The organism is Streptomyces sp. NPDC001880, assembly GCF_053594575.1.
Genome location: NZ_JBSFET010000142.1, coordinates 1 through 10,494 on the forward strand (window position 1 = coordinate 1; position 10,494 = coordinate 10,494).

A 10,494-nucleotide genomic window follows, 5' to 3' on the forward strand; every position below is an offset into this window, starting at 1 on the left:
AAATAGTCGTCGTCACGTGCCAGGTCGTCCCCAAAGCCGTTGCGGATCGCCTCCAGCAACTGGTCATCGCGGGATCCGACCAAGGCACGCGTAGCGGCCACGTCGAGCAGGTAGACGCTCAGTGAAGAACTCATGGGGCGAACCTATGGGAAGCCTCTGACACTGCTGCACGCGGCCGCTGACGGGTGCAGCGTTGGTGGCGCTACTTCCCCTCGCCCGCTTGTCCGGGCACTGCGGCGGCCCGGGCCGGGTCGGCGGCGCGGATGAGCTGGCGGAGCGCGCCGTAGTAGACCTCGTGGTCGACCACAGCGGGCAGGACCGCGCTGAGCTGCCCGGTCAGCACCGGGAACTCCTCGGGGTCGAGCGTGGCCAGCGCCCGCCGGGTGGCCGCCTGCGCGGACTTCGGGTCGCGGTGGTCGACGAAGCTCGCGCTGCCCAGGGTCAGCAGGTACAGCCGCCGGTAGGTGACGATCGCCTTCTCGGGGGTCATGCCGGCGGCGAGGGAGTCGGCGAGCTGCGGAGCAGAATCTCCCACTGGCTCTTCCCCGGGCCGCCAGCCCGGACAGCCGATGAACCCGGTCAGCCTCCAAGTCCATCTGCGTGAGAACCGGTCACCCTCCGTAAGGCCCCTGCAGGCGGTGCGGAGCCTGGGGGTGCGGCGCGTAGGGGTTCTGCGGGCCCGACGCGCAGGGGTGGCCGACCGTGGTGGACGGGTGCGGGTGGCCGTAGGGGTTCTGCTGCGGCGGTACGTGCGGCAGCCCCGTCGGCGGGACGGGGTCAAGGGTGGGCGGCAGGCTCGCCGGGTGCGTGCCGAGCCGGATGCCGTAACGCCGCTTCAGCCGACCCGTCTCCGCCAGCGCGATGGTCGTGACGGTGACCGGGGCGCCCAGAATGAAGACGATCCCCATGGTGAGGCTGAGTCCGTGCAGATCTCCGGTCACGAGGTCCCAGCCGGCCATCAGCCAACTGGTCACCGTGGCGAGCAGCGCGGGCAGACTGTGGTGCACCGCGGCCGTGCCGAAGAAGTTACCGGAGACCCGCACGGCTCCCCGGACTACGAAGACGACCATCCACAGCGACGCCAGAGCAGTGACCAACGCCCGCAGGAAGCCCATCGACGAACTCTCCGACTGCACCAGCAGGACCAGGCCCACCACACAGCCGACGAACAGCACGAGCAGCTTGAAAGAGTTGAACAGCGAGGCCCGCAGCTGCCGCACGGTGCCGGTGCGCCGCCAGACGAGGAGCATCACGCCGACCGTCAGCGGGGTGAGGAACAGCAGCACGATGGAGGCGACCATCGCGTTCTCCATCAGCTCCATGATGTCGAAGCCACCCTGGACATAGGTGTAGACACCGAGTGATGCGACCACTCCGGCGATGACCCGCCAACGCTTGAGCCGGTCCATGGACGGATCGAGCGAATCCGGAATCCAGGCGGGATGGAAAACCACCCTTGCGACCCTCCAGGGAGCCAGGAAGGACCAGCCCGTGAGCTCGCCTCCTGTCCAACTTTCCCGCATACCTGGCACTTCGTGTTCCCCCAAGCGTTCGCTTGCATGATCGCCGGTGGATTCTATGGGCAGCAGACGGCGCCCCACCGCCCGCTACCCGCACTGGCCGAAGGAGTCGATACAAACGGGCCGAGAACGGTCACCAGCCCGCCCGGCAGCGCGAACGCGCGATGAAGGGTTTCTGAGGGGCGTGTGTGGAGCCCAGCGGTTCCTGGCCGCATTCAGCGGCATCTCGCCCTACTTCCGACCACACCGCCCGTAGTGCTTCAGAATGGCTTATTGGTTGTGAGATGGGTATTTGTCGGTGCTCAGCTCGCTCAGCGGTACTCGTTGGTCAGGCCAGTGACGGCTCGTCGGCGGCGGTGACGCTGGTCTTGCTCAGGCGGGCAGCTACGGCGCGACTTCGTACTTCACGACAGTGTTCGAGCAGTCCGTTCAGCGAGCGACAGCCCGTCGGCTGGGGTGCCGGGGGCGGGCGAGGCGCTGGCACCGGTCGACGCCTCAGCTGCGGCGGGCGCGGACGGCTTCGAGTCGGACTCGGTCTTCGTACCGCTGGGGTTGCAGGCTGTGAGAGAGGCGACGAGGACTGCGGCGATGAGGGCGAGACGGTGGGCCTTCACGGAGGCGCTCCGGGGTTCAGGGGGTGATATAGCCTCACGATCGAGAAGAGTGCGGATGTGACAGACGGTCATTTGTGCTCGCCCTGTCAGCCGGGCCGCCGCCTGTGAGGCGGCGGCCCGGCTGCTCTCGGGTTCCTAGAGCTGACGCCATCGGGTGCCGACCTGGTCGGTCTGGCGGATGATCTGCTCGCCGGCTGCCGGAGCGGGCCATGCCTGAAGCAGGTACGCCTCGACCGGGTCGTCGTCCGGGCCGAGGCTGTCCTCGGCCCGTCCGGCGTCGCGGCCGCGGGCGTGGACACGCATGCGGTAGCTTCCCGGGCCGGCGGAAGCGAGGTCCGGCAGATCCTCTGCCTCGCCGTCCTCCCAGGAGGTGACCAGGGCCGAGCCGGTGCTGGAGGTGAAGGACGTCTCCACCACCTCGTCCCAGTCCCCCTCGAGCGGTGGTTCGGACGGGTGTGTCGTGACGGTGACCTCGACCGGGCCGACGGTCAGCCCCGCCAGGATGCCGGCCCCGTCCTCCGTGACGGCGATCAGCCCGTTTCCCGCGTCGGAGATGTCCGGTGCCTGATCGGTGCCCAGTTCGGGGGCGACGACGTAGAACTGACGGGCATACACCCACACACGGGCGACCCCGCGTTCTTCCGGCATACCGGGTTCCTCCTCGGTGTCAGGAGATGGCCTCAACGACGCCTCCCTCTCCCTGCGGGTCCGGGTCGCCGCCGCGCTCGTTCTCCTCTACGCGCAACCCGTCACCCGCATCGTCTGCCTCACTGTCGACGACGTCATCGACGATGGGGCCACCGTCACCGTCGGCTCGGAGCTCCGCCGTCCCCGCTTCCGGAGCCCGTCGCCGGCCTCATGCGGGCCTATATCCAGTCCTGCCGGCACCTGCCCTACGCCAGTAGCAGAAGCTCACAGTGGCTCTTCCCCGGCCGCCAGCCCGGACAGCCGATGAATCCGGTCAGCCTCCAAGCCCACCTGCGGGAGATCGGCGTCCCACCGCAGCGCGGCAGGACCTCCGAGATCCGCCAACTCGTCCTCCAAGCCCGGCCCCCGTCATCGCGAAAGCCCTCGGCTACCACGACAAGACCGCCACCCGCCTGGTCACCGAGGCTGGCGGAACCTGGAGCCGGTACGCCCCCGGCGATCACACACGCCGGCACCAGGTTCGGCCTCACCGAGGGACACGCGCCGGCCGACCCCACCGCCCTTCATTCCGCGGCCGGACCTGCTTTTTGACAGGTCCTCCAGTACTGGCGTCGCTTCTCGTCCCGCACCACGACGCCGAGACGGGCCAGTTCCCCACGGAGTTCCCAAACGTCCTCGTGGGAGGGCCCCTTCTTCTCCAGCGACTCCTGGCGGGCCTTGAGGAGGGCGTTCGCACCCTCCGGGAGGCCGGGAGCATCCGGGACCCAGCGGCGGAATTCATCCTGGTGCGGATCGACGTCCACCCACGCATAGCCGTGCTCGGTGAAGGCGTCCGCAACGCGGCCGGTGTCCAGGTCGCACTCCTGTCGAGTGAGTTCGCCACCGTCGTGGCCGAGCAGGACGAGTTGCTTGCCGTCCCGGAACACCGTGGCGATGACATCGCGCGGGAACTCCCGTTCCCGTCCCTTGCTTGTGAGCACAACGCACTCACCCGACAGGCGAATCACCAACTGCTCGTGCTGGGCGACAAGTCCGAGGACCAGCCCTGCCACCGTGCCCGCGGCGGGCAGCGTCGGGGCGGGGGCGGAGGCAACCAGCTCGGCCGGTCCCTGCAGCGGTGCCCAGGGCAGTGTCACCAGCCAGTCGGCCAGGAAGTCGATGAGCCAGCCGACACCCACCCCCACCAGCACGAGAACGGCGTAAACGCACACGGTGCTCAAAGCCGACTGTCGGAGCACGGTGAGTCGACTCGCCTGCGACTCCCGCCCCGTTTTCTTGCACATGTAATGTCCCCCCTCGCCTCCAGCACTGCGTAATAATAGACGGAGCACTCGGTCTATTATTATCCGTCCGAGACCGGAGTCGAGAGTTGACCGGAAAGAGGCCCCGATGAGGACAGTCGACCCGGCCAGGCACCAGGCGCGGCGCCGGCACATCATCAACGCCGCGGCCGAACTCTTCGCCGCCAAAGGCTTCGAACGCACCACCACGGCGGAGATCTGCAAGGCCGCCGACATGAGCGCGGGCAACCTGTTCCACTACTTCCCCAACAAGCGCGCGATCTTCCACGCCGTCTTCGAGGACGACGAGCACGACGGCGCCACCAAGGCCGAGCGTTTCGCCGCCGCCCGCACCGCCGACGACCCGTGGACCGCCCTCCTCGACACCGTGGACCTTCTCGCCGCCCCAGCCGCGGAGCCGCTGGTCCCCGCCCTCGTCATGGAGGCGATGATCCAGGCCTACCGCGACCCCGAGCTCGAAGCGCTGCTGAGCCGCGACAACGACGAAGAACGGTCCACCATCACCGCCCTGCTGCACAACGCGGCCGCGGCAGGCCAGATCGACCCCGCCCTGGACCCGGACAACACCGCGGCATGGGTCATGGCCCTCATCGCCGCCCTCTACACCAGCGCCGCCACCGACCCCACCTTCAGCCCGGCCGGCCAGCTCCCCACCCTGCGCCTGATCCTCCACCGCTTCCTACGGCCCAATACCCACCAGGAGCCGGAGCGATGAACGGGCACCCATAGGACCCAATACAGCGACAGGCACACAGGGTGATCTTCCGGCCGTGTCGGCGGCGAATACGCGACACCTCAACATGCGCGCCTACCAGTCCCGAGGCCGTTCTTGGTTGGCGGCCGCCAACGTGTCGTTCAGCAGGAGGCAGCGGGTGAGGAGTTCCACTGCTTGGGCGTGGTTCATCCGGGACAGGCCGTGTGGGGAAGGCCGATCCGGCCGCAGACTCGCGCGCCGCGGCCAGGAGCTCGTTGGTACTGATGGCAATGAGCCCCGGCGGCCAACTCGTCTTCCGTGTCTTCGTGGCCCTGCCGGCTACTGCCGGGCGAGCCCGGCCGGGTCGATCGCGAAGGGGAACGGGGCATCGAGTCGGGTGACCTCGCCGGACAGAGCGGTCGTCTGCTCGACGTACCGGCCGTTCTCCAGCTCGGTGATGACGAGCCGGGGCGCCGGGTCGAATTCCAGGCGCCAGTAGTGCGGGATCGCGGCCTCGGCGTAGAGCATGGGCTTGAACTTCCGGTCCATCGTCTTGTTGCCGGGTGAGACCAGCTCGACCACGAGCTGGACGGCTTCGGCGTCGATGCTGACACCGTCGTCGACGGTCGCGCCGGCGTCGGCGACCACGATGTCCGGCACCACCAGGCCGGACGGCAGGGTCACATTGATGGCTTCCAGGATCTCGACCGGTGCACCGGCGGCGCGGGCCGCGGCATCCAGGGCCACGTGGAGCCGGAAGGAAGCACGCTGGTGGCGCAGTCCGGGGGCGGGGGACATCATCAGAGACTCCCCCAGCAGCTCGTACCGGACACTGCGGTCCTCCGGCAGCGCGAGGACGTCAGCGACGGTCCACGGCCCGGTGTGATCGGTTGCAACGCTCATTCCCTCCACCTCCTCATCCGCACGGCACTGCCAGTGTGGCCCGGACCGGTGCCGGGTGTCTCCTGGCAGGTCGTACGACGGTGGTCGTCGGTCCCGCGGAAGCAGGTCGGGATCGCCGTCGCGGCGGCCCCGGCCCCATTTTGCCGGGTGGATGTGACAACGAGGAGCGGGGCCCGGGAACCAGTCATGCTCAGCCGGTACCGCCGGGGCGGCGGACGTGGCGCAGGTGGTGGTTCCTCCGTGACGGGTACGGGTACGTACCCGTACCCTGGGGGTAGGAAGGAGTACGACGATGTCCGATGCGAATGTCCGTATCCCCGAGGAGGCCAAGGAGCGGCTTGCCGCGATCGCGGCTGCTGAGGGTCTGTCGCTGCGTGCCTATCTGGCGCGTCTGGCCGAGACCATGCTGACTCCGGCCGAGCGTGCCGAGCGTGCGGAAAAGGCGCGGGTCGCGCTGAAGGAGTGGAACGGTTATGCCCCCACTCCGGCCGAGCAGGACGGCCTGGACAGTGAGCTGGACCGGCGCCTGGCCCGGGTGACGAGCCGGTGACCGACGCGGTGCACATCGTCCTGGACGAAACGGCGATGGAAGCAGCCGGCCAGGGCAACGTCCTTGCCTCTCGTCTCATCCACCGGGCCCATGCCGAATCCGGCTGGTTCCTGTACGCCCCGGCGTGCGCTCTCGTCGAGGCTGACCGTGCGCGGCCCGGCACGGCCGAGCACCTCGCCGCGTTGCCGGGCATCACCGTTCTGGACCTGGATCTGGCCGCGGCTCTGGCCCTCGCCCGGCAGGACACGTGGGCGGCGGCCCACAGCCAGTACGCGGCGCAGCCCACCCCGGACCGCCCGGACGGAGCGATCATCGCCACCACGGCCCCGAAGCGGTGGGAGGACGAGCCGGTGCGCGTACTGGATCTCAACGCCTGAACCGGGTCCGTTCCCTTCTCACGGGGGCACGGGGAGAGCTGTGGACGGCTGACGTTCCGGGCCGGTGGGGCCGGGCCGGTCTCAGTACCCGTGTCCTTTCGGCGTCCGGCTCGCCGGTCGGGCGTCGGTGACGGTGAACGGGCGCAGGTCTTCAAGGGTGTGGGCGATCTCGTCGCCGGTGAGGCGGGCGGGAAGGATCTCGGGGTCGCCTGCGGCGAGGACGGCGCGCAGGAGGCGGCGTGCGGTGGATTCGCGATCCAGGGCGCGGCCGTTGCGGGAGGTGAGGAGCGGTCCGGTGTGTTCGGTGGAGCCGGCGGGTGCGCGGTGGGTGCGGTGGGGCAGGTATTCGTCGACGGCGCCGGTGATCTCGCGGGGGAAGGCGAGGAGCCGGGTGCCGCCGCCTTTCTGGGGGACGTCCCAGGTGCTGCGGTGCTGTTCGGTGTGGCGGGCCTGGATGAGGAGGTCGCAGATCTGGCCGGGGCGCAGGCCGGCGAGCAGGAGGTAGACGAAGAGCCGGGCGCGTTCGGGGTCGGGACCGCGGTAGCGGTCGGCCGCGGACCGGATCGCGGCGGCGCATTCGCGGGTGGTCACGCGGGTGGCGGGGGTGTTGCCCACGCGACCGCGGACCGCTTCGGTGGCGGGGTTGTCCGCGGCGATGCCCTGGATGATGGCGTATCCGTAGAAGGAGCGCAGGACGGATACGGCTTTGGCTCTGGTGCGGGCGGTGCTGCCGCGGTGGGTGTCGGCCCAGCGCCCGACGGCGAGGGGGCCGGTGGCCCAGCAGTCGATGTCCTCGGCGGCGCAGAAGGTGAGCCAGGAACGGACGTCGCGCTCGTAGCCGTCGAGGGCGTCGTCACTGAACGGGCCGCCGCGTCCGTTGTTGGGGCCTGCGAGCCAGTCGTCCAGGAGCTGGAGAGCGTAGCCGTCGAGTGCTGTCATGGAGGCACTTTATGTTGCGTAACAGCCAAGAGATCGAGCCACTCCCCCCTTACTGCAGGTCTCTTCACCGTGCGTGCCCCGGTACCTGCCCTCGCATGCGCAGAGCTTTCAAGAAAGAGGGGGCTGTTACGCAACACTGCTCATTCCGCCTTCGGGTACGGGTGTGAGTAGTTGGCGTACAGGAAATCCCGGTGAGATTGATCTTGGTTGGCTAGGTGCTGTCCGGCCGATCATGACGGCCCGCCCGCCAGACGGCCTGACGGGCGGGGGACCATGGTCGTGGACCAGCCGACGGAGACACAGGGGTAGGGGAATCATGGTCGCGTTCCACGCGTCCGCGCTGGACGGGGTGCCATTAACGAGTGGCGAACCAGGTGACAAGTAACCTGCCGGTAGCTTTCGGATCAAAGGTCGGCCCCTTCGCTAGGGCGTGACGAGGGGTCGGTGGGGGCGGCGAGCTGGAGGCGGCTGCCCATGTTCAGCCGTACCTCGCCGTAGGGCTGGATGTGCATCCAGAACAGCGGGGTCAAGGCCCGTTTGTCCTCGTCGGTGAGGACGTCGGCCCATTCGGGGTCGGCGAGCATGTCCTGGATCATCAGGGTATTAACGAAGACGAGCGCCGTTTGCAGGAGATGGAGCGCGAGAACGGATAGTTCTTGCTGGTCACGGCGGTTGCTGCTGAGTTCGCCGCTCTTGCCGAAGAAGATGATGTCGTTGGCGCCGTTCCAGCCCTCGACGACGTTGAGGCCCTCCTGGATTTCGCGCTGGAGGTCGCGGTCGCGCAGGTAGCGGGCGACGAAGATGGTCTTCTGTGCGCGGCCGACCTCCAGCATGGCCTGGTAGACGGGGTGGGAGGCGGTGCGGGTGAAGCGCCGCAGGATGGCCTCGGTGGAGGCGGTGCCGACGCGGATGGCGGTGGCGTACTTGATGAGCTGGTCGTAGTTGTTCTCGATGACGTCCCAGCGGATCGGGCGGGTCGTTGCGTCGGCGAGGTTGTCGTAGGTGTCCTCGTCCTCGCGTCCGGGCCGGTAGAGCTTGACCTTGTTGATCTGCTTGATGCGGGGCAGCAGGTCGTAGCCCAGGAGCCGGGTCAGTCCGAAGCCGATTTCCGACTGGCCGTGCGAGTCGACGTAGTTGCCTTCGGCCTTCATGGCGGTGGCGTGCCGCATCATGCCCTCGATCGCGGCGGCGACCTCGGAGGCGGTGCAGTTGAGAAGCTGGCTGTGAATGGCCATCGACCCTTTCTCGATGTGCCAGTACACGAGGACTCCGCGGCCCCCGTAGCGGGAGTGCCACTCGGTGAAGATGTTGCGGTCCCAGGCTTTGAAGTGCGTGGAGTCGCTGGCGACGGTGGTGGTGCCCTGCCCCCACACGGTTTCCTGGCGGGCGGCGAAGGTGGCGTTGGCGATCTCCACGCCGGCAGCCTTGAGGCCGGTGGCGGTCAGGTAGCGGCGGGCGGTGTAGCGCAGTTCCTCCTCGTTGTGCCCGTGCTCGCCGGCCGCGACCGAGCTGATCCCGGAGTTGGTGCCGTACGCGTACGCGATCAGGAGAAGGCGTTCGAGGAGTTTCGCCTCGTCGATGGCCTCGCGGGTACCGACCGGGGCGAGGGCCTTGAGCATCCCGGTGCGCAGGGCGGCTTCTTTCAGGATGTCGATGAGGGCGACGGTGCCCCACTTCTTGCGGATCGCCTTCTTGAGGCGGCGCAGGTTCTTCGGCTCTTTCTGCGGCTCGGGCTCGGTGAACTTGATCGCGCCGCCTCGGTGCTTGCCGCTGATCGTGACCCAGGACAGCTTGGGCAGCTTGGTGTCCAGGACGCCGAGCGCCTCGCGCATCTCGCGCTGGAGCTGGGCGGTGAACACCTTCGCGTCGCGCGGCTTGTTCAGCTTTTCGTAGTACTCCGCGCGCCGGGTCTCGAAGTCGTCGGGGAGGTCGTCATCGGGGTTGCGCCACTTGTCGGCGCCGACCACCCAGATCTCCTTGCAGCGCAGCCGGTCGCGCAGGGCCTGGAAGACGCACGCCTCATACACGGTGCGCATGACGCGCTGGGGCCCCTTGTCGGGGGTGTGGAGGGCGAATTCCATCCAGTCCTTGCGGACCACGCCGTCGAGCGGGACGGTCTCGCCGAGCGGGAGGTAGGTGGTGGAGGAGTTCTTGTGCCGCTCGATGAGGGCCAGGGCCTCGATGACGGGCTTGTGCCGGCCGTTGGAGGAGCGGAAGTCGAGCACCTCCAGCAGTTTCATCAGCCCGGCGCGGTAGTGGTTGCTGTAGGAGGACTTGAATACCTCCCGTTTTGAGCGGGCGAAGGCGGCGTTGGTCGCCTTTATCTCGGCGACCAGGTCCTTGAGCGTCTTCTCTCCGCCGGCCGCCGGATAGACCACCTCGCGCACGCTGCCCTCGGGGGCGCCGAGCGAGGCCGCAGCGATCCGTCCGAGCAGCCCGGCCTTGCCCCTGACCTTGGTGAACTCGGCGACGAACGCCTCGGTCACTTTCTTCTCGGCCCGTGCGTTGATGCGGTGCACGGTGGAGTTCAGCAGTTCCACCAGGGTGTCGGTGATCTCCCGCTGCCGCTGGAAGAGCAGGGCGGCGAGCAGGACGTGCCGCACCTCGGGGGCGAAGCGGCGCAGGTGGCTGGGAGAGGACGCCGATGCTCTGGCCCGCCAGGCGTTGATGACCTGTACGCCGATTCCTGCGAACACCTTGTCCGGGATGCCGACGGCGCGAACCTGCTTGAGCTTGGATATCTCCTCCAGCAGCGAGTTGAGGCTGACGTTGCCCGGATGGGCCTTGATGTTCGCGAGCACCGACTCCACGTCGTCTTCGTCGTCCTGCGCGGTCGCATCATCCTGGGCGGGGTCCAGCCCTGTGCGGCGACCTTGGTCTGGAACTCCTTGCTGTAGATCAGCTTCAGAGCTTCCTGCGACAGCGACTTGACCTGTGACTTCGCCGAG

Annotated in this window: 12 protein-coding genes and 1 pseudogene; 4 read left to right on the top strand and 9 right to left on the bottom strand. The window is 68.3% G+C overall.

The window, feature by feature from the left end; genetic code table 11:
- The 3 genes from ACWCQ6_RS33965 to ACWCQ6_RS33975 form a co-directional block, all read right to left on the bottom strand.
- On the bottom strand, window positions 1-134 hold a 134-nt coding region (locus tag ACWCQ6_RS33965; protein WP_451095894.1), incomplete at its 3' end, for a DUF7691 family protein.
- A 68-nt stretch (window positions 135-202) separates the two neighbouring features.
- Window positions 203-535 (bottom strand): hypothetical protein, encoded by a 333-nt coding sequence (locus tag ACWCQ6_RS33970; protein WP_451095878.1) that lies wholly within the window; start codon window positions 533-535, stop codon window positions 203-205.
- A 76-nt stretch (window positions 536-611) separates the two neighbouring features.
- The gene (locus tag ACWCQ6_RS33975) at window positions 612-1,523 is read right to left on the bottom strand and encodes a hypothetical protein (RefSeq protein ID WP_451095880.1); all 912 of its coding nucleotides are present in this window, start codon (window positions 1,521-1,523) and stop codon (window positions 612-614) included.
- Between the two features lie 113 nt (window positions 1,524-1,636).
- On the opposite strand from ACWCQ6_RS33975, the pseudogene ACWCQ6_RS33980 reads away from it, so the two are divergent.
- Window positions 1,637-1,770 (top strand): annotated as a pseudogene (locus tag ACWCQ6_RS33980) (IS6 family transposase); the annotation flags it as partial.
- Between the two features lie 154 nt (window positions 1,771-1,924).
- Here ACWCQ6_RS33980 and ACWCQ6_RS33985 read toward each other — a convergent pair.
- The 3 genes from ACWCQ6_RS33985 to ACWCQ6_RS33995 form a co-directional block, all read right to left on the bottom strand.
- Window positions 1,925-2,134, bottom strand: a complete 210-nt coding sequence (locus ACWCQ6_RS33985; protein ID WP_451095882.1) for a hypothetical protein — start codon at window positions 2,132-2,134, stop codon at window positions 1,925-1,927.
- Between the two features lie 135 nt (window positions 2,135-2,269).
- Window positions 2,270-2,782 (bottom strand): hypothetical protein, encoded by a 513-nt coding sequence (locus ACWCQ6_RS33990; RefSeq protein ID WP_451095884.1) that lies wholly within the window; start codon window positions 2,780-2,782, stop codon window positions 2,270-2,272.
- Between the two features lie 563 nt (window positions 2,783-3,345).
- Window positions 3,346-4,065, bottom strand: a complete 720-nt coding sequence (locus tag ACWCQ6_RS33995) for a YqeB family protein (protein ID WP_451095886.1) — start codon at window positions 4,063-4,065, stop codon at window positions 3,346-3,348.
- A 106-nt stretch (window positions 4,066-4,171) separates the two neighbouring features.
- Between ACWCQ6_RS33995 and ACWCQ6_RS34000 the strand changes: the two genes are divergently transcribed.
- Entirely contained in the window at window positions 4,172-4,798 is a 627-nt protein-coding gene (locus tag ACWCQ6_RS34000) for a TetR/AcrR family transcriptional regulator (RefSeq protein ID WP_451095888.1), read from the top strand.
- Between the two features lie 318 nt (window positions 4,799-5,116).
- Here ACWCQ6_RS34000 and ACWCQ6_RS34005 read toward each other — a convergent pair whose 3' ends face one another.
- Window positions 5,117-5,680: a Uma2 family endonuclease gene (locus tag ACWCQ6_RS34005; protein ID WP_360931458.1), complete on the bottom strand. Its 564-nt coding sequence runs from the start codon at window positions 5,678-5,680 to the stop codon at window positions 5,117-5,119.
- 292 nt (window positions 5,681-5,972) lie between these two features.
- Between ACWCQ6_RS34005 and ACWCQ6_RS34010 the strand changes: the two genes are divergently transcribed.
- Both ACWCQ6_RS34010 and ACWCQ6_RS34015 read left to right on the top strand, forming a co-directional pair.
- Window positions 5,973-6,230 carry a hypothetical protein gene (locus ACWCQ6_RS34010; protein WP_451095890.1) on the top strand — a complete coding sequence of 86 codons (258 nt, stop codon included), beginning with the start codon at window positions 5,973-5,975 and terminating at the stop codon, window positions 6,228-6,230.
- Window positions 6,227-6,607: a hypothetical protein gene (locus ACWCQ6_RS34015; RefSeq protein ID WP_450311552.1), complete on the top strand. Its 381-nt coding sequence runs from the start codon at window positions 6,227-6,229 to the stop codon at window positions 6,605-6,607. Before ACWCQ6_RS34010 ends, ACWCQ6_RS34015 begins: the two co-directional genes overlap by 4 nt.
- Window positions 6,608-6,688: 81 nt before the next feature.
- On the opposite strand, the gene ACWCQ6_RS34020 is transcribed toward ACWCQ6_RS34015, so the two are convergent.
- A complete protein-coding gene (locus tag ACWCQ6_RS34020) occupies window positions 6,689-7,546 on the bottom strand; it encodes a tyrosine-type recombinase/integrase (protein ID WP_451095892.1) in 858 nt (285 codons plus the stop codon).
- Window positions 7,547-7,950: 404 nt separating this feature from the next.
- On the bottom strand, window positions 7,951-10,404 hold the full coding sequence (locus ACWCQ6_RS34025) for a Tn3 family transposase (protein WP_451095896.1): 2,454 nt from the start codon (window positions 10,402-10,404) through the stop codon (window positions 7,951-7,953).
- Window positions 10,405-10,494: the final 90 nt, after the last annotated feature.

What these genes read in the sequence shown, in the direction of transcription:
- ACWCQ6_RS33975 (WP_451095880.1), bottom strand. Translation starts at nt 1,523, where the DNA reads ATGCGGGAAAGTTGGACAGGAGGCGAGCTCACGGGCTGGTCCTTCCTG.
- ACWCQ6_RS33990 (WP_451095884.1), bottom strand. Translation starts at nt 2,782, where the DNA reads ATGCCGGAAGAACGCGGGGTCGCCCGTGTGTGGGTGTATGCCCGTCAG.
- ACWCQ6_RS33995 (WP_451095886.1), bottom strand. Translation starts at nt 4,065, where the DNA reads ATGTGCAAGAAAACGGGGCGGGAGTCGCAGGCGAGTCGACTCACCGTG.
- ACWCQ6_RS34000 (WP_451095888.1), top strand. Translation starts at nt 4,172, where the DNA reads ATGAGGACAGTCGACCCGGCCAGGCACCAGGCGCGGCGCCGGCACATC.
- ACWCQ6_RS34005 (WP_360931458.1), bottom strand. Translation starts at nt 5,680, where the DNA reads ATGAGCGTTGCAACCGATCACACCGGGCCGTGGACCGTCGCTGACGTC.
- ACWCQ6_RS34010 (WP_451095890.1), top strand. Translation starts at nt 5,973, where the DNA reads ATGTCCGATGCGAATGTCCGTATCCCCGAGGAGGCCAAGGAGCGGCTT.
- ACWCQ6_RS34020 (WP_451095892.1), bottom strand. Translation starts at nt 7,546, where the DNA reads ATGACAGCACTCGACGGCTACGCTCTCCAGCTCCTGGACGACTGGCTC.